Below are 18,942 nucleotides of genomic sequence, written 5' to 3'. Positions count from 1 at the left end.
TCCCGGGGCCGGGCGCGGCCCCCCGCCCCACAACCCTCATCCCCATCCCCCCCTTCACCCCCCCCGCCCCCCGGGGCGGCCCCGGGGCGGCCCGCGGCCGCGGACCGCCCGGAGGCCGCCCGCCGGACCACCCGATGGAGACCACATGATCGACATGATCGCGGCGCTGCAACCGCTGGTCGTCGGCGCGGTGCTGATCTGGTCCGCCCGCGTGAAGCTCTTCAGCCGGCACGCCGCCGCGGCGGCCGGCCGGTCGGCGCTCGTCCGCCTGCTCGGGCAGCACCGGGCGCTGCCCGCGTACCGGCTGCTCGGCGGTGTCGAGCTGGCCCTCGGCGCGCTGCTCGTGCTGCCGCCCGCGCTGCCTCTGGAGGCGGTCGGCGCGACCGTCCTGACGGCCGGGTTCCTCGCCTACCTGACGTACGCCCGGCGCGCCGCCCCCGACTCCTCCTGCGGGTGCCTGAGCGCCCGGCCGACCCCGGTCTCCGGCCGCAGCCTGGCCCGGGCCGGGCTGCTGCTCGCGGCGGCCGGGCTGGCGGGGCTGGCCGCCGGCGGCTGGGCGGGCGCACTCGCCGGGCGGCCGGTGGCCGGCGGCGCCGTGCTGGTCGCCGAACTGGCGGCGGTGGTGGCGCTCTCGCCGGAGCTGGACGCGGCCTGGCTGCTGCCGCTGCGCCGGCTGCGCGCCCGACTGACCCATCCGCTGCGCGGCGGCACCGGCGTGCCGCTGCTGGCCACCGTGCAGCAGCTCCAGCTCAGCGACGCCTACCGGCGGGTGGCCCCGCTGCTCCGCTCCGACGTTCGGGAACACTGGGACGACGGCGACTGGCGCTTCGTCGGGCACGCCGCGCGCTACCGGGGCCGCCCGGCGACCGCGGTGTTCGCCGTGCCGCTGGCCGACCGGGAGCCCGACGCCGTACGGGTCGCCGTGGTCGACGACGCCACCGGGCACACCCTGCTCAGCCTGGCCGCCGCGCCGCCGCCCGCCGGCCCTCGGCTCTCCGTCGCGCCGGTCTGACGCCGCCCCGAGCCACCCTCCGGCGACCGGCGTCAGGGCTGGAACCGGTACCCCATGCCGGGTTCGGTGAGCAGGTGGCGTGGACGGGTCGGGTCGCCCTCCAACCTGCGCCTCGGGTGGCCTGGCCGGATGGGTGTCGGGCGCGGTCGACCGGGGCTTCAGTCGGCGGTCAGCCAGGCGCGGATCTCGTCGCCGTGCTCGTCGAGGCGGGGCGGCGGCAGGTCGTACCGGGGCGGCGTGGCGGAGAAGCCGATCGGGTTGCGGACGCCCGGCACCCCGCCGACGGTGACCACCGGGTCGAGCCCGAGATCCCGGGCCAGGGCGACGCCGCCGTCGACCGTGTTGATCGGAGCGCACGGCACGCCCGCCGCGCGCAGGTCCCGGAACCACTCGTCGCGGGTCCGCCGGACCAGCCGCTCGACCAGCATCGGGCGCAGGACCTCCCGGTTCGCGGTCCGGTCGGGGTTGCGCCGGAACCGGGGGTCGTCGGGCAGCCCGGGCAGGCCGAGCACCTCGCACAGCTTCCGGAACTGACCGTCGTTGCCGGCGATGACGACGAGGTCGCCGTCGGCGGCCGGCAGCGGCTCGTACGGGAACAGGCTCGGGTGGGCGTTGCCCATCCGGAACGGCGCGGCGCCGCCGGCGACGTGGCCGCTGGCGTGGTTGACCAGGCCGGACAGCGCCGAGGAGAGCAGGTTCACCTCGACGTGCTGGCCGACGCCGGTGTGGGCGCGGTGGTGCAGGGCGGCGAGGATGCCGAGGGCCGCGTGCAGACCCGCCATCACGTCGAACACGGCGACACCGGCCTTGTACGGCGGGCCGTTTGGCTCGCCGGTGAGGCTCATCAGGCCCGACGCGGCCTGGACCACGAGGTCGTAGCCGAGCAGGTCCGCGCCTGCGCCGGTGCCGAAGCCGCTGATCGAGGCGTAGACGATCCGTTCGTTGGCGGCGGCGACGCCGTCGTAGTCGAGGCCGAAGCGCTTCAGCCCGCCGGGGCGGAAGTTCTGGATCATGACGTCGGCCCGCCGGACGAGCCGCCGGGCGACGTCGAGGTCGTCGGGGTCGGCGAGGTCGAGGACCACCGAGCGCTTGTTGCGGTTGACGCCGAGGTAGTAGGTGGACGTCCCCTCCCGGACCGGCGGCATCCAGGCGCGGGTGTCGTCCCCGCCGGGCCCCTCCACCTTGACCACCTCGGCGCCGAGGTCGGCGAGCAGCATGGTCGCGTACGGCCCGGCCAGGATCCGCGAGAAGTCCGCGACGAGGATGCCGCTCAGCGGCCCGGCCTGCGGCTCCGCCATCGCCCCTCCCCTACCCGCTGCCGCCGCGGGCGCGCGCCGTCGGGTACGGGCGGTTCGCCGTCCGCACCCGACGGTCCCCGATGGAAGGACAACGATGGCACAGCCGGCGCGCCGGGCGTCGCCCGCCCCGAGGGATCCCACGCCGGACGGGCCGGCGCGACGAACGCCCGCGTCGCGTCGCGGGTCGTCGCGCCGGACCACCGGGTCACCGCCGGTGGTGCTCCGGTCTCGTGATCCGGTACCGGGCCAGGTTCCCCTCGGTGGCCCATCGGTGGAAGCCCGCCTTCTCCAGCACCCGGACGGATGACGGGTTCGACAGTTCCACGTCGGCGGCCACGGCGTGGACCGCCGACGCGGTGAGGGCGAACTCCGCCAGGGCCCGGGTCGCCTCGGAGGCGTAGCCCCGGCCGCGGCGGGACGGCACGATGCCGTATCCGATTTCGAGGGTGCCCTCGCTGGGCGGCCAGAACAGGCCGATCGAGCCCACCACCAGCCCGCTGTCGCGCTCGACGATCAGGCGGTGGCCGTACGCGCCCAGCCAGGCGGGGTGCTGGTCGAAGAGGCCCGCGACGACGCGGTCGCCGTCGGCGGGGAAGTCGTCCGCCCAGTACGCGGACCTGGTGTCACCGAGGACCGCGGTGGCCTCGGCGGTGGTCCAGGGCCGGAGCACCAGGCGGTCGGTGGTCAGGTCGATCCGGGATGATGAGGAAGAGGAAGACACGTGTCACTCCTGGTCGTGGTAACGACCCGGACCTCGCGCTACTGTCGCGCGGGCCGGACAAGGGCATGCTGATGAAGGCCGACGGCGGCCATATTCATCAACCTCCCTGTCCCGTGATCACGCGCCTCTCGCGCTGACGCGACGTTAGCAGGCCCGGCGCCCGGCGCGCAGCCGCCCTTCGCGCCGGCGGGATCGCGGCGCGACCCGCCCGCCACTCGCCCCGCCGGCATCGACGCCGCCGTGTGCCGCCTCACGCGACGTGGTGGCACTCCGGCAGGCTGTCCAGGTTGTTCGGCGACGCGTCGTCGGCGATGGTACGCAGGTAGGGCCGGCCGCGCTTGGGCCGGACCACCCGGATGGCCGTACGTTCCGTGCCGGGCTCCTGCACGAAGAACGCGAACCGGCCGCTGCCCATCAGCTCGATCGCCTCCGGCACCGGGATGAGGAAGTGACTGCCGTCGCCGTTCTGCCCGCCCAGGGCGACGGTCGTGCCACCCGAGGTGCGCACGCAGCTCACCCGCACCGGCACGGCCGTGTCGTGGTACTCGGTGTCGGCGACCAGCGCCACCTGCAACCAGCCCTCGCTGGCCGTCGACGGCTCGTTCGGCAGCAACGCGTCCGGGGTGCTCGGCACCACCACGTCCGTCCGCCACGTGCCCGGCTCGGCGCGCCGGTGCCAGTGCCACGAGCCGCGGACGTCCTGTGGCAGCGGCAGGCGGGTCGTCTCCAGGTCGTGCAGGACCGGGCCGTGGCGCAGGGCGGGCGACAGCCGGGACAGTGCCGAGGATGTCCACTCCCGCAGCAGCCCCACCGACTTCTGCGGCACCAGCCCCGCGGTGACGTGCACGTCGGAGCCGGGCACCATCAGCAGGGTCAGCGGCACCGGCACCCCCGGGTTGACCGTGAACACCCCGGACGTGTCCACGTACGGCGAGGTGATCGGATCCGCGCCCGGCAGCGCTGCCGCCCCACTGGCGTCGGGCAGCCCCGGCGCGAGCAGCGCCACCGCCGGGTCCACGATGTGCAGCCGGTCCATGTCGTCACCGACGCAGTACGCCAGCAGCCCGTCCTGCGCCCGTGACAGCGTGCCCAGCCGCACCGGGACGCCGGTGCGCGCGTTCTCCGGGGGCTGCCGCGGATCCTCCACCTCCACCTTCAGGTACGCCCGCACCACCGCGACCGGCCGGCCGAGCAGCAGCGCCAAGTGCTCGTCGCCGGCCCGGCCGGTCACGTCCACCGTCCACCGGGTGGTGTCCAGCACCCGCAGCAGCGACTCCAGGGCGCTCTGCGCGCCGCCGGCCGGATGGCCGCCCGCCCGGGCGGTGGCCAGCGCGTGGTCGGCGGCCAGCATGCGGTCGGCGAACCGGGCCAGCAGCGGGTTCGGCAGGAACCGGCTCGGCGGCGCGCCCAGGGTCGCCGGACGGCCCGGGTCCTCCTCCCACGCGGTCACCGTCTCCGGGTCGGGGCGCAGCCGCCCGTAGCCGTTGCCCTTGTCGTCGAAGAACTCCAGCGTGCGGTCCACCGACGACGGCACCAGGTAGCCGCACACCGGGCTGACGCCCGCGTCCGCGTCGCGCGGCGCGCCGAGCGCGTCGGCGAAGCGCAGCAGCACCCGGGCCGGGGCGGTGAAGCGCGGACGCAGGGCGGCCAGGTCCGGGTGGCCCGGCACGGCGAGCGTCACCCCGTGCGTCACCGGCGCGGGCGTCGCCACGTCCGGGCCGAGCACCTCCAGGAACCGGCCGTAGCCGTCGACCAGGCGGGCCCGGTCCAGCCGCAGGAACCCGGCCCGCAGGGCCACGAAGTCCGCGGCGCGGGGGGTCTGTGGCGGCTGCGCGGCGTCGGTGGCGTTCGGGGCGTCCACCACCAGGCCGGTGGCGTCGCGGCGCAGCTGCTCGGCGATCCCGACGAGTTCGCCGGAGAGCAGGTCGCGTTCGGCGTCCTGCGGGTCGACCGTGCCGTCGAGCAGCGCCGCCGCCGACGCCGACAGCATCACCCGCCCGCGCAGCGCACGGCCCGTCTCCGGCGCCGGCTCGGTCACGACGGCCGGCAGGTCGTGGTCGACCTCGCCCAGCGGCCAGTCGTGCGCCCCGCGCGGCGTCGGCAGGTAGGTGGCCGACCACTCCAGCAGCAGCGGGTTCCACGGCCGGCTCGGCGGCGTCACCCCGACCGGGCTGGGCAACTGCCCGTCGACCACGGCGCCCGCCGGCGGCCGCGTCGGGTCCCCCGCGCCCGGGTCGAACGTCGCCCACCACGCCGCCCGCGCGGCGGCCACCGGCGACGGCTGGGTGTCGGTGGCCAGCGCCAGGTCGGGGGCGGATCCCGGGTCGATGCTGGCCAGCTCGACGAGCAGGTCCGTGGCCACCGCCGGCACGCCGTACTGCGGCAGCAGCCCGGCCAGCGGGGTGGGCGGCAGCACCGCCGCGCCCGGACCGGCGTCGCCGCCGGCCACGCCGAAGCCGCGTACGGTCTGCCCGTCCACCCGGCACAGCAGGTTGCCCAACTCGGAGTAGCGGCCGTCGGCGCCGTGCTTCGGGCTGCGTCCGCCACCGGCCACCACCAGCGCCGGCTCCAACGCGTGCCAGACCCGCGGCCGGGTCCGTTCCACCTGCACGAACGACCCGCCGCCGGCGGCACCGCCGGAGCCGGCCGCCGGCTGCCAGATGTACTCGTTGCCCGCCGCCGCCGGGGCCGAGCCGAACCGGCTCTGGTGCAGCGAGGCGTCCAGCCGGGCGGGACCGTCGGCGCTGGTCACGTCGGACAGCGCGCCCTGCAGCAGCGCCTCGACCATGCGGGCCGCGTCGGCGGGGTCGTCCGGTTCGGCGGCCAGCGCCGCGAGGGCCTCGGCGAGGGTCTCCCCCAGCGCCACCGCCACCGCGTCCGACGCGGGACGGTAGTCGGTCTCCCGACCGAGCAGCCCGCCGTCGCCGGGCCAGTTCGGCTGCGGCCAGCCGATGGACACCGCCGCCGCGTGGTAGACCGACCGGTCCGGCACCGGCTGGTCGTCGCGGCGCGGCGGGTGGACCTCCCAGCCGAGGTCCTCCATCCGCTCGGTGTACGCCGTCTCCCCGGCCACGTGCAGCGGGTCGCGAACGGGGTCGGTGTACCAGCCGAGCACCAGGTACGCCACCGGGCCCGTCACCCCGGTCAGCTCGTCGTGCAGGGCGAACCGGTGGGTCACGTTGTCGTAGTAGCCGGCCCAGCCGAGGTCGCCGTGGCCGAGTGCCGTCAGCGGGGACCTGGGCGCGGCGCCGGGGGCCGGCAGGGTCGGGCCGGTCAACGCCCGGTCCACCCGGACGGGTTCGATCGCGCCCGCGTACGGCAGCAGCCACGCCTCCACCGCCCGGGGACCGGGCGTCGCCGGGCCGGAGATCCGCACGACCAGCCACCGGTCGGGCACCGGCGGGAACGTGGTCGCGCCGGTGTCGTCGGCGACGCCACGGGTCAGCCCGTCGGGCAGCCCCCAGTGCAGGTGCGCGCCGGGCGGCCGGGCGGTCTGCCGCGCGCTGAACGGTTCGGGCAGCACGTCCTGCCGCACCCGGCCGCTGGCCGGCGGGGTGGGCCGGGTCAGCGCCGTACGCGCCCAGTCGGAGGCGGCGCCGGGCTCCCGCACGACCAGGACGTCGAGCGCGACCGGGACGAGGACAGTTGTCACGACAGGGGGCTCCCTCTGTTCGGGGCGGGCCTGACCGCGGTCGGGCCCCGCGGTGGGTCGGCGACGCCGAGGATCAGGCCGGCGGGGTGGAGGCGCCGAACCGCTGCCGCGACGGCGCCTGGAGCAGGGACAACGCCACGGCGGCGCCGCCGCGCGGCCGGGGCAGGGGGCGGGCCTGGTCGAGGTTGCGGGCCAGGCCGGCGACGTCGACGACGCCGGGCACCGGGCCGGGGCGCATCGGCACGGCGACGCTGCCCAGGTCCGGTCCCGCGCCGTCGCGGATCGGCGCCCGCCAGCCCGTCCCGTCGGCTTCCAGGCCGAACTGCACGCTCTGCGGCGGCTCCTCCAGCCACACCAGGCGGGGGGCGCCGCGGAACAACGCCACCAGCACCGACGGCGACAGCCGCTCCAGGCGCAGCAGCTCCACCACCAGGTCGGGTCGGGTGCGGGCCAGCTCGTCCGGGTCGACGCCCGGCCGCACCACGGCCTGGTCGTCGCTGGCCCAGGCGCGTACCTCCATGCCGGGCCAGCCGCTGACCAGGGACGAGCGGAGCAGGAACCCGGTGACCGGGACCGGCCCGGCCGCGGCGGCGAGGTCCCCCGCGGCCCGGGCCTCGGCGAGCAGGTCGGCGGCGACCGGGATCGACATGCGGGTGCGCTGCACCTCCCGCACCAGCGGCAGCTGCTCGGTCACCGCGGCGGTGACCTGCGGCAGCAACGTCTGGGTGCCGGCGCGTTCCCGGCTGCCGTCGCCGCCGACGGCGAGCGCCCCCGCCCGCAGCCGCTCCAGCCAGCCGCCGTCCAGGCGGAAGAACCGGATGGACTCCGGCGGCAGCAGGCGCGCGTCGGGCACGAGGTAGCGGAACGGCAGGTCGTGCAGCAGGCTCCAGCGGGCCAGCACGTGCTCGACGTACGGGGGCAGCGGCGGCACGTCGGCGGTCGCCGCCGCGACCGGCCCGGCGACCGTGACGGCACGCGCGGCGGCGGCCAGGGCGCGGGCCCGCGGCGCGGGCTCCCCGGCGGTGTCGGCCGGCGGGCCGACGAGCGCGCCGAGTCGTTCGGCGAGCAGCCGGCCGCCGGCGGACAGGTGGGTCGTCAAGACGGTTCTCCTTCCGGGCGCAACTGGCGCGGGATGACGCTGGAGCCACCCGGGTGCGCCTGCCACAGGTCGGCGGGGGCGGTGCGGGACAGCAGCCGCTGCGCGAACGTCGCACCGAGGGCGGCGAGGGGGTCGGCGCCGTCGGCGGCCACCGCGGCGGCACGCCGCAGGTCGGTGCCCTCGGCGGCCACCGCGGCGGTGCGGCGCGGGGCGGTGCCGGAGGCGGCGTACGAGCGGGCGCTGTCCTCGCGGAGGCCCGCCGCGCTGCCGGCGCGGGCCGCGTCGTCGGCGGCGCGGTGCCAGGCCACCACCTCGCGGATGAACCGGCCGTCGGCGGCGGCGAGGAGCCGGCCCAGCTCGAACGCGGCGTCGCCGGTCACGTCGCCCGGCCCGGCGGGCAGCGGGTCGGGCGCCGCGCCGAGCAGCGGCGGGCGATAGCCCATGGTGGCCGGCGTGCCGTCGCGGCGGGTGGCGGCCAGCGCGAGCGCCCCGTCGGCGTCCACCAGCGGGGGCTGCCCGGCCGGCGGGGCGCCGAACGCGCCGAGGTCGAGGTGCGCGGCGACGTGCTCGAAGGTGCCGCCGGCGGTGCTCGTCACGAACGGCCAGGACGCCAGCACGAGCAACGTGGGCACGCTGGTCAGGTTGGTCGCCCAGACGTCGTCGCGGGCCTCCAGCGACACCAGGCAGGCCGTGTACGGCGTGGGCGTGGCCCCGCCCAGCGGCAGCCGGTTGGCGGTGACCACGGCGAACCAGCCGTCGTCGTCGCTGCCGGCCAGCGCGGTGTCCGCGACGTTGACCTGACGGACGTGGGTGAGCAGCCCGACGTCGGTGCGGCTGGGCAGCAGCGCCCGGAAGGTGGCCAGGTCCTTGGCCTGCAGCCCGACGACGGCCCGGTTGCCGTCGACCGGCTCGATGCCGTTGAGGCGGGTGAACACCGTCTCGCCGACGACCGTGCGCAGCGTCCCGGTCCTCAGGCTCGCCTCGTCGGACCGGACGACCAGCAGCGCCAGCCACGGGGTGCCGTCGCCGAGCCGCCGCTCCCACGGCAGGGCACGCCGGCCGAGGACCACGTGCGGCAGTCGGTCGCCGAACACGCCCACCGCGTCCCGGGGCGGGTGCTGCCCGGCGATCTCGGTGGCGTCGAGGGCGAGCCGGGGCGCGCCGACCTGCACGTGGGTGGCGTGCTCGGGTGGCGAGGTCTTCGGGGTGCCCCGGTCCGTCACCTCCAGCCTGCTGGTGAACCGGTAGATGCCGGCGGTGAGCGACGGCGTCACCGTGTCGTGCAGCCGGATCGAGCCCGGCGCGACGGGGGTCTCCGTCATCATGCCTCCGTTTCGTCGTCGTCGAAGGCGACGAGCGCCGCCGCTGGCGCCGGGGCCGCCGGCTCGGTTGCCGGGGCCGCCTCGGCGACCGCGGTACGCGCCGCCGACCGGGCGGTGGCACCCGGGCTGCCGGGCACCGTCGCGGGTCTGGTGACCCGGGCCAGTTCCCGCCGGGCGGCGGTGCAGTCGGTGTCGACGGCGTGGTCCGGGGTGCCGATCACGCCGGCGACCCGCCAGCCGTCCCCCGCCACGACCTGCACCGAGATCGCCTCGGCGCCCCGCTCCGCGTCGACCGTCAGGAGGATGCGGTGCGGCTGGTCGACGTCGGGGGCGTCCTCCCGGCTGCTGACCCGTACCCCGTCGAGTTCGATGCGGACGTCGGCGAGGCTGGCGGCGGCGGACACCGGCTCCAGGGACACCACGACCGCGCGGGTCGTGGCGGGCAGGGTGGTGACCAGGCCGTCGACGGCGGCGGAGAGGAGCGCCGCGGGCACCGGCACGTGCTCGCCGGCCTGGCGGTAGCGGGCCGGCGGATGCCACGGGTGCGGCAGCAGGACGGTGGCGCCCGGCGCGACGAGCACGCCGTCGGTGACCGGGACCAGCGGTGTGTCGGCGGCCCAGCCGGCGGCGGCGCCGGCCGCCGGGGTCACCACCGCGCGGGCGGCGTCGGCGGGCACCCGGGCGCCCGATCGGGCCGGGCCGTCGCTGAGCGGGGCGCCGGTGCCGGTGAAGGTGACCAGCCGCAGCGGCGCGGGCCCCTCGTCGAGGCGCAGCCGCAGCCCGCCGGCGCCCGTGGTGTCCCAGACCTGGGTGCCGCCCACCGGCAGGGCCGCGCCGCTGTCGTGCCCGGCGCGGGCTCGGGCGGCGGCGCGGAACTCCGCCCGCGCCGCGCCCCGGTGCTGGTCGGCGGAGACGGTCGCGCGCAGCTTCGGCCCGGCCGGCGCCGCCACGGCGCGGCGGGCCGCGGTCACGGCGGTCTCGGACGTGTCGGTGGTGCGCCGCAGGCGCAGCACCGACGGCGCCGGCGCGGCGGCGCCCGGAACCGACAGCGGCAGGTGTCGCTGCGTCTCCTCCTCGATCATCGTGGCCAGGGCCACGTCCGGCAGCACGCCGGTCGCCTCGGAGACGGTGATCGGGGCGGCCAGGCCGACCGACGACAGGGCCCGGACCATGGTGGGAGTGGCGCCGCCGTTCGCCGTGCCGGCGAGGGCGCTGTCCCAGAGGCCGGCCGGGAATCCGGTGCTGGCGGTGGACGGCCGCAGCGACCGGATCTGGGCGGTGGGCACGGCGGCCCAGTTGGTGCCGACGCGCTGTTCGACCGTGACGACCATGGTCGCGCGGGTTCTGCCCATGTTCCTTCCGGCGGGGACGACGTCGACCTCCCGCCCGCCGGTGCGGTCGTCGGCGCGACCGCTGCCGGTCAGCCGCCATCCGTACAGCGGCATCAGCGACTCCAACCGGACCGCGAACTCCGGCGCCACGGACCACGGGCGTTCCAGGGTGCCGTCGGGACGGCTGCCCACCGCCGGCGGCAGGGTGCCGGCGGTGACGGTGCCGCTGGTCGCCGGGCGGGCCGCGTCACCGCCGCCGAGGTACTTGACGGTGACCTGGTTCCAGTCGAGGAACGGCTGCTGCTGCGCCCTGCCGAACTTGACGGTGACCGAGGCGATGGCCAGGTCGACCGTGACGGTGCCGTGCAGCGGCGGGCCCTGGATGCGTACCCGGGCGCCGAGGGAGACGCTGACGTTGATCCGCGCGCAGGCGAAGAAGCACACCTTGATCGTGAAGCGCGCGCCGACGCTGACGCTGGCGGTGATGTCGTAGGTCAGCGGGTCCCACCGCAGGTACACGTCGAGGGCGGCGACGAACCAGACCCGCACCGGTGAGCGGTCGTACGAGGCCTCCAGGCGACCGCCGAGCATCACCGCCGACGGGGTGAGGGTGAAGTACGCCTCTCCCTTGACCACCACGCCGCCGCCGACGGACCAGTGGAACCCGACCCGGGGCACGTCCGGGTAGTGCGCCGGCTTGTTGAACCGGGGGTGGTAGCCGCCGATGGAGAGCAGCACCTCCGGCCGGTCGAACCACACCACGAACGCGAACCCGCCGGTGACCTGGCAGTCGCGGCTGAGCAGCCACGAGTTGCGGGTCAGCGCCGCCCGGACGGACAGCACCTTGTCCACGGTGCTGTACCGGGCGGCCAGGGCCAACTCCAGGTTGACCACCGCGGCCTGCGCGTCGGGCAGCGCCATCCGCATGAGGCCGAGCAGGCCGACCTCCAGTCCCCGGTCGGCGGAGACGTAGGCCAGGGCGGTGGTGTGCAGCAGTTGGAAGGTGGAGAACTTCACCCCGGCGGCGAGCCAGAACGCGCCCCGGGCCGGCGGGATGTCCCTGGACATCCGCGCCAGTGCGCCCATCGGGCCGCCGGAGCCCCCGAAGCCGCCCTCGTCGATGGCCTTCACCAGGGGGAAGGCGGGCACGCCCTGCGGGTCGCGGGGCACCATCAGCCGGCGGTTGTAGCCGGCGCCGCCGGCGAGGCCCAGGACGTACAGGTAGGGCGGGCCGCCGAGCGGGAACCCGACGGAGAGGAACACGAACAGCGAGGTGTACTCGCCGAGGTCGTCGCGGGGTCGGGCGTACGAGCCGACCGCGGTCAGGCCGCGCCCGGCCAGGTCGACCGAGAGCATGCCGTCGTACTGCACGTCGTCGGCGCCGGTGACCTTGACCAGTCCGCCCGCGACCGACACCCCGGGCGAGCTGAACGACACCGACAGGCCGGCCAGGTCCACCTCCCAGGCGCTGAGGTCGGTGGGGTTGCGCAGCGGCACCAGCAGCGACAGGTCGTCGACGTCGAGGGTGAGCCCGGCGACGGCGACCCCGCCGTCGACGGACACCCCGACCTTGCCCGGCCCCGAGGTGGCCGCCTTGTACAGCAGCGCCAGCTCCGCGATGTGCAGCGGACCGTAGCTCCGGTTGATCTCGAACCGGGCCTCGGCCTTCCCGCCGAACAGCACCAGCCACCGGCCGCCGCCGCGGGCGACCAGCACGTCCAGGGGCGGATTCGCCGGGGCGGCGTCGCCGCCGCCGCCGGTCTGCAGCAGCGACGCCGCGACCGGGTTGGACCCGCCCCCGCCGGGGGCCATCGGGAACCCCAGCCCGTCGAGCATGACGGCGCCGTCGACCACGGTCGGCCGGTCCAGCGCCGCCGGTCCGGTCAGCGCCAGGTCGGCGCGGACGTGGGCGCCGACGGCGCCGAGGCGGAATCCGCCGGTCTCGACCAGTGCCCTGCCGGACGCGGCGGCGGCCACCCGGATGCCCAGCCCGCCCAGCCGCAGCACCGGCCGCAGCTGCGGCGCGGCGGGGGTGGTGAGGTCGAGCAGCAGCAGGCCGACGCCCCGGCCGGCCTGGCCCCACCCGGCGTCGACGGTCTCGGGCAGCCCGAAGCGCAGCTGCACGGCGGTGTCGCCGGCGGGCAGGGCCAGCTCGCCGCGCAGCACGAGGCCGTAGCGGGCGCCGTCGGTGACCACGGACAGGGTCAGCCCGCCCGGCACCGGCACGGGCACCCCGGTGACGGCGTCGAGGGCTCCGCGCAGCACCATGACCGGGGTGGGCAGGGCGGGAGCCATCCGCATCCCGTCCGGGGAGTCCACGGCCACGCCGGCGGTCGTGAGGATCTGCGCGGCCGTGCGCCCGCCGGACCACAGGGGCCGGCGCAGCCACGGCTGGGCCGCGCGCAGGGCGAGGGTGCCGGCCATCGGCACGACCAGCCGCTGGGCGAGCTGTGCCAGCTCGGCCGGCCCGGGCAGCTGCACCACCGGCGCGAGCTGGACGCCCAGCTCACCGGTGCCGGCGTCGTCGCTGCCGAGCAGGCCGAGCCGCACGGCCAGCCCCGCCGCCGTGGCCTGCGCCGACAGCCGGGCGCGCAGGGTCACCCCGAGTCCCGTGTCGACGTACGCGCGGGCGGCCAGCGACGCGGTCACGGTGGAGTCGGCGTAGCCGACGGCGATGTCGGCGGTGACCGCGCCGGCGGTGAGGCCCTGCACGGACAGGCCGAGTTCCGGTCGATCGGCGGCCAGGTCGGTACGCAGTTCGACGGTGCCGTCGAGCACCGCGACCCGGACCAGCACCTCTCCCGGGGTGGCCGGTTGCGGCACCTGGGCGTCACCCAGGACGCGGCGCAGCAGGGCCACGACGGCGGGCGCGGCGACCGAGCCGGCACCGGCGAGGGCCCCGGTGGACAGGTCCCGCACGAGGTCGGCGAGCGCGCCGGTGCGGGCGGCGAACCCGTGCGGCGCCGCCTTCGGGTTGTAGACGCCGAGCGCCGCGGCGACGTCGAGCACGTCGTCGAGGACGGCGGGGTGCGGGTCGCGGGCGCCGATGCCGTCGACGAGCCTGTCGAGGACCTCCGGCAGCAGCCGCGCCCCGGCGGCCTCCACCAGCGTGTCCAGGCCGCTCACCGCCGGCAGCAGGGTGACCGTGGCGTCCAGCGCGGCCGGGGTGACGGCCACGGACAGGCCCGAGGCGTCGGCGCCCAGCCGCAGGGCGAGCGCGCCCCAGTCGCCGGGCAGCGGCAGGTGCAGGGTCAACTCGCCGCCCGGCCGCACCTGCCGGGCGCCGTCGACGTCCAGCCGCAGCGCGAGGTCCAGGGTGGCCGTGCCGGCGTCGTCGGTCCACAACACGATCGGGTCGGCGGCGCCGACCAGCAGCCGCAGCGCCCGGTCCTCGGCGGCGCCGACGTCGAGCAGGTCGACGGTGACACCGCCGGGCAGGGTGAGGGCGTGCGCGGGGTCGGCGGCCAGGCCCAGCGGGGCCGCGGCCAGGCGCAGCAGGCCGGCCAGCGGCGCGGCCTGCGGCGGCGCGCCGGGCGTACCGGCGAAGGTGCGCTGCAGCCAGGCGGCCGGGTCGGTCAGCAGCCCGTCGAGGGAGGCCACCCGCAGGTCCTCGCCGGTCAGCTGTTCGAGCAGGACGCCGAGCGCCCCGCCGACGAGCAGCCGGGGCAGCAGCGGCGCGAGCCGGGCGGGCAGGTCCGGGGCGGCCGGCGACAGCCCGACCGGCCCGGGCAGCCACGGCGCGGCCAGCGACACCGCGCCGCCGGCCCGGGTGAGGGTGACGCCGCCGACCGCGAGCGCGGCCTGCACCCGCGGGGTGGGGTCGGCCAGCGCCACGGTCGAGGAGCCGGTGAGGGTGACGCCGTGGCCGAGCCGCAGCCCGGTGCCGGTGGTGCGGGCGGTGAGCCGCCACGGCTGGGCCTCCAGCACCAGCTCGACCGGCAGCCCGGCGAGGTGGCGCCGCCAGGGACCGCCGCCGGCGGCGGTGTCCCGGACCAGGCCGAGGAGCCCGGCGGCCCGGTCGACCAGCGCGGGCAGCCGGGGCGCCAGCCAACCGGTGGCGTCGGTGCGCAGCGCGGCGACCGCGTCGGCGAGCACGGCGGCCGGCCGGCCGGGCGCGGCGCGGTGGATGACGCCGAGGGCAGCGAGTTCGTTCAGCAGCCGGGTCAGCCGGCCGTTGGCGGCGGCCACCCGGTCGAGTTCCTGTACCAGGGCGTCGAGCAGCTCCGGCGACCGGGGGTCGGCCAGGTCGACGGCGGCGGCCGACTCGCCGCGCAGGGCGGCGTCGTGCAGCACCACGTCGACGTCGGTGACGGGGCCGGCGGTGCCGGCACGCACGGTGGCGCGGACGGTGAGGGCGCGGACCCGGGCAGGCCTCGGGGCGCCGGTGCCGGGCCCGCCGAGCAGCCACCCGTCGGGGCGGGCGACGCGGACGCGTACCTGCGCCGACGAGAGGTCGGCCGGCGCCGCCGGGTCCAGTGCCACCGTGCCGAGCCCGAGGCGTACGTCGACGTCGACGTCGGGGTCGCCGGCCGCCGGGGCGCCCAGGTCGAGGGCGAGCCGCAGGGCGGCGACCGCGTGGGTGGGCGGTGCGGCCGGTCCGGCCTCCTCGACGGTGTGCGTGGTCAGCGCGGCGACGAGCGCCGCCCGCAGGTCGCCCGCTCCCCCGCTGCCGTCGACGTCGCCGAGGCTGCCGTGCAGCGCGAGCGCAGGCACACCGCGCAGGTCGACGGGTACGCCGAGCCAGCGGGCGAACGCGGCGGCGGGCAGCGGGCCGGGGCGGGCCTGCGCGCCGGGCTCCCCGGCGGCGTACCCGTCGAGCAGGCGGCGCTGGAGGCGCAGGGCGGCGTCGAGCAGTGGCGCGGCCGGCAGGCCGGTCGGGGCCAGCACGCCGGCCAGCCGCACCCCCTCGGCCACCGTCGGGGCGTCCAGCGGCAGCAGGGCGCCGTCGAACGCGGTGCCGACGGTGACGAGGCCGAGCACCTGCGCGGGAACGGCCGCGGCGAGTTGCCGGGCGACCAGGCCCAGGTAGGAGTGTCCGACCAGGATCGTGCGTACGCCGGGACGCACCGTCCGCACCGCGTCCTGCACGTGCCGCAGCGCGGCGAGCGCGGTGGCGGCGGGGAGGGTGCCGTCGTCGGCGAGGTCCACCACGTACCAGTGGGCGGCGGGCAGCGTGCCGAGGTCGACCAGGTCGGGTGGGGTGCCGGGGACCCGCAGGTCCACGGTGGCGACCTGGTCGGGCGCGACGTCGCCGAGCAGGTCGGCCCAGGGTCGTGACCCGGCCAGCGGCGGCGCGAGCAGCAGCACCGCCCAGTCGTCGCCGGCGGCGGCCGTGCGGGCGGCGATCTCGTCGCGGAGCTGGGCGACCGCCGCCGGCGCGGTGGTGAGGGTGTCGTGGGTGGCGGCGACCGGGGTGCCGGTGCGCCAGCCGGTCTCGGCCGGCAGGGCGGTACCGGCGGGGACCAGCCCGTCGCCCTCGGTGAGCACGCCGGCCAGCGCCCCGAGCGCCGCCGCGGCGTGGGTGGCGTCGACGCCGTCGAGCACGTCGGCGACCTCCGGCAGGTACGCCCCGGCGACCTCGGCCGCCGCGATCACGTCGGCGCCGGTGACCGGGATCGGGTCGGCCTCCTCCGAAGCGTCGTCGTCGGTGTCGGCGCCGGCGAACCGGTCGACCAGCGACGCGATCGCCCACTGCGCGGGCGGGCCCTGCGGCTCCAGCCAGGCGAGGACCTCCACCGCGTCGTCGCCGGCGCGGTGGACCGGCACCCGCCAGGGCGCCGCCTCGGTGCCGCCGCCGGAGACGGGCAGGTCGACCTGTGGCAGGTCCTGGCCGGGCAGGGCGGGCAGCCGGTCGGTCAGCGCGGCCTGCAGCAGCCGTAGCAGTGCCACCAGGTACGGCGTCCCGTCGTCGGTGCGGGCGTTCTCGTCGCGGGCCAGGTCGGCGAGCCACCGGCGCAGCGCGGCGGCGGGGTCGGCCAGCAGCGACGACAGGTCGGTCGGGTCCGGGGGCAGCAGCGGCGGCATCCCGGCCAGCGGGCCGGTGGTGCCCGGCCCGGCGATGCCGACCAGCGCCAGCAGGTCGCGGGCGGTGGGGCCGACCCACGACTCGGCGACCCGGGCGAGCAGGCCGCGGGCGGCGCCCCACAGCGCGGCGGGGTCGACGCCGAGGCCGAGGTCGGGCAGGGCGGGGTCGACCGGGCCGGCGGGCGGCAGGGTGAGGTCGCCCAGCAGGTGGGGCACCCCGTCGACGGTGACGGCGAGGTCGTCGACGATCGCGGTGACCGCCACCGGCGACCCGAGCGACCAGGCGACGTCGAGGCGGACGCCGGCGGTGGAGACGCGTACCGGCGCGCCGATGGCCAGGGCCGGCGGGTCGAAGGCAGCGGTGGCGGTGACCCCGCCGAGCCAGGCCGGACCGGTCGCCCCGTCGAGCGGGATCGAGGCCAGCGCCACGCGGACGTCCACCCGCCAGGGCAGGGTCGCGTCGAGGTGGGCGCCGCCGCGCAGGGCGAGCCCGAGCTCGACGACGGGCGCGGTGGCGGTGCCGGAGTCCCACAGGACGAGGTCCAGCGCCACGGGGGCGCCCGGCGCAGCGGCGAGCGCGTCCACCGGGACCCGCCACGGGTCGGCCGGGGTGCCGGCGCCGGTCACCACCGGCGTGGCGGTGCCGGCGAGCCGGGCGACGTCGCGCAGCACGCCGGGCCAGCCGTCGGGCGTCTGGCGCAGCTGCCGGTAGTAGGCGGCCAGCGCGCGGGTCGGCGCGGTGGTGAGCAGCCCGAGGTCGACCCCGGGGGTGGTGCCCAGCCCGAGCAGGCGCCGCAGCGCGGCGACCGGGCCGGCGGCGGGGCCGAGCCCGGTCTCGATGGCCTCCTCCAGCAGCGACTGCGCGGCGGAGGTCAGCGACCGGGCGTCGGTCAGGTCGACCAGGTCGAGGTGGTGCGGGTCGTCGCCGATGGCGACGGTGACGTCGTGCAGTTCCAGCAGTGGGGTGATCGTGCCGCTGGCCGCCCGGTAGCGCAGGCCGGCGCGCAGCCCGCCGACCTGCACGGCACCGGCCGGCTCGCCGGCGGCCGGGAAGAGCCGACCGCCGTGGGCGGGCGCGGCGACGAGCACGTCGAGGCGTTCGAAGAGCGTGACCGGGGCCGACCCCGTCAGCGGCACCACCAGCAGCACGGCGTCGCCGCGTACGGCCGCGTCGAGCGTGCCGTCGCCGGTGTAGGTGACCCGGGCGCCGACCACGAGGGCGCCGGCGCCGGTGGCGGGGTCGGTGCGGACGGCCACGGTGAGGTCGACCGACGGCGGGCCGGTCAGCACCGGGATCAGCAGCGGGTCGGCGTCGGTGGGCAGGTCGGTGCGCTTGGACTCGTCGGCGCCGAGCAGGCCGGCGACCGAGTCGAGCCAGCCGACCAGGCCGGGCGCGCCGTCCGGGGTCCGCGCGGCGACCAGCGCGGCCAGCCAGGACCGGAACGCCGCCGGGTCGGTGGCGAGGTCGCCCAGGGGCAGCGGCACCAGGCCCGGGGCCAGGCCCAGCAGGCCGGGCAGGTGGGCCGCGACCAGTCGCACCGGTGCGGGCACGCCGTCGCCCACCTCGGCCAGGACGTAGCGCAGCAGCGCGGTGACGAGCAGGGGCAGCTGCGAGCTGCCGGCGGCCGGGTCCAGCACGAGCGGCTCGGTGGTGCCGGGCAGGCCCCGGACGGTGACGGTGACGCGGCTCAGCGCCTCGTCGGGTGGGGCGACCAGCAGGACGGCCGCCTCCACGCTGGTGCCGGTGTCGCCGAGGGGCGCCCGGGCGCGCAGCCGGATCGGGTGTTCCCTGCTGGCGGCGACGGGGGTGACGGTGCCGGCGGACGCCACGAGCAGGTCGAGCCGCGCGGTGACGGCGGGGCCGCCGGCGACCGGCCCGGCTTCGGCCTCGATCGCCAGGGTCAGCGGGGCGGACGCCGCCAGCCCGGCGCGCTCGACGACCAGGTAGACCTGGCCCTTGCCGCCCTGCTCCAGCAGCGGCACGTGCCGGGCGACCCGGTCGGGCCGGCCGGCCGCCTCGGTCGCGAAGCGCGGCCGGGCCGAGGGCAGCAGCCCCTCGATCGCGCGCACCAGCGCGGCGCGCTGGACGTCGCTGGCGACCAGCTTGCCGACCCGCGTCCACGGGTCGGCGAAGAACTCCTCGACCAGCCGGACGCCGCCGCCGGACGGGGCGAGCAGCCCGAGCGCGATGCCGAGGTCCTCGACCTCGGCGGGAATGCCGTCAACGTTGATCATGGGCCCACCCACCCCATCGTCCCCCCTCGTTTCCCGCCCTCCTCAGTAGATTCGGCGCGGGAGTTCCCGGAGGCTACGGATGACCGACCCCGAAACTCTGTCGCCCTTCGGACGTTGCCGACCGTGCCGTCGCCGAGACGGTCCGAAGCGTCAGGCCACGCTCGCCCGTTGCGGCACGCGGCTCCCCCGCCCGGCCGACCGGGTCGACGACTCGGCCGGCCGGCGGCTGACCGATCGATCAGTCAAAC

At 77.8% G+C, this 18,942-nt stretch carries 7 protein-coding genes and 1 pseudogene; 1 reads left to right on the top strand and 7 read right to left on the bottom strand.

The window, feature by feature from the left end:
* The first annotated feature begins 145 nt into the window (after positions 1–145).
* Positions 146–1,012 (top strand): MauE/DoxX family redox-associated membrane protein, encoded by an 867-nt coding sequence (locus AB0G14_RS24855; protein ID WP_357701209.1) that lies wholly within the window; start codon positions 146–148, stop codon positions 1,010–1,012.
* Between the two features lie 32 nt (positions 1,013–1,044).
* Here the strand turns inward: AB0G14_RS24855 and AB0G14_RS24850 are convergent.
* From AB0G14_RS24850 to AB0G14_RS24820, 7 genes and pseudogenes are all read right to left on the bottom strand, one after another.
* A pseudogene (locus AB0G14_RS24850) lies at positions 1,045–1,125 on the bottom strand (DNA-binding response regulator); the annotation flags it as partial.
* Positions 1,126–1,170: 45 nt separating this feature from the next.
* Positions 1,171–2,310 (bottom strand): CaiB/BaiF CoA-transferase family protein, encoded by a 1,140-nt coding sequence (locus AB0G14_RS24845; RefSeq protein ID WP_357701207.1) that lies wholly within the window; start codon positions 2,308–2,310, stop codon positions 1,171–1,173.
* Positions 2,311–2,515: 205 nt separating this feature from the next.
* Complete coding sequence (locus AB0G14_RS24840; protein ID WP_357701205.1) at positions 2,516–3,031, bottom strand: GNAT family N-acetyltransferase; 516 nt, start codon at positions 3,029–3,031, stop codon at positions 2,516–2,518.
* 250 nt (positions 3,032–3,281) lie between these two features.
* A complete protein-coding gene (locus AB0G14_RS24835) occupies positions 3,282–6,683 on the bottom strand; it encodes a DUF3892 domain-containing protein (protein ID WP_357701203.1) in 3,402 nt (1,133 codons plus the stop codon).
* Between the two features lie 73 nt (positions 6,684–6,756).
* Positions 6,757–7,782, bottom strand: a complete 1,026-nt coding sequence (locus tag AB0G14_RS24830) for a hypothetical protein (protein WP_357701201.1) — start codon at positions 7,780–7,782, stop codon at positions 6,757–6,759.
* On the bottom strand, positions 7,779–9,104 hold the full coding sequence (locus AB0G14_RS24825) for a hypothetical protein (protein WP_357701199.1): 1,326 nt from the start codon (positions 9,102–9,104) through the stop codon (positions 7,779–7,781). Before AB0G14_RS24825 ends, AB0G14_RS24830 begins: the two co-directional genes overlap by 4 nt.
* The gene (locus tag AB0G14_RS24820) at positions 9,104–18,694 is read right to left on the bottom strand and encodes an alpha/beta hydrolase (RefSeq protein ID WP_357701197.1); all 9,591 of its coding nucleotides are present in this window, start codon (positions 18,692–18,694) and stop codon (positions 9,104–9,106) included. The genes AB0G14_RS24825 and AB0G14_RS24820 overlap by 1 nt, the downstream gene beginning before the upstream one ends.
* Positions 18,695–18,942 lie beyond the last annotated feature (248 nt).

The organism is Micromonospora sp. NPDC023814 (assembly GCF_040639595.1).
GTDB lineage: Bacteria > Actinomycetota > Actinomycetes > Mycobacteriales > Micromonosporaceae > Micromonospora.
This window is presented reverse-complemented; position numbering and strand designations above follow the sequence as displayed.

Bases quoted from the DNA above. Each gene is read 5' to 3' on its own strand.
- AB0G14_RS24855 (WP_357701209.1), top strand. From the start codon at position 146: ATGATCGACATGATCGCGGCGCTGCAACCGCTGGTCGTCGGCGCGGTG.
- AB0G14_RS24845 (WP_357701207.1), bottom strand. From the start codon at position 2,310: ATGGCGGAGCCGCAGGCCGGGCCGCTGAGCGGCATCCTCGTCGCGGAC.
- AB0G14_RS24825 (WP_357701199.1), bottom strand. From the start codon at position 9,104: ATGACGGAGACCCCCGTCGCGCCGGGCTCGATCCGGCTGCACGACACG.
- AB0G14_RS24820 (WP_357701197.1), bottom strand. From the start codon at position 18,694: ATGATCAACGTTGACGGCATTCCCGCCGAGGTCGAGGACCTCGGCATC.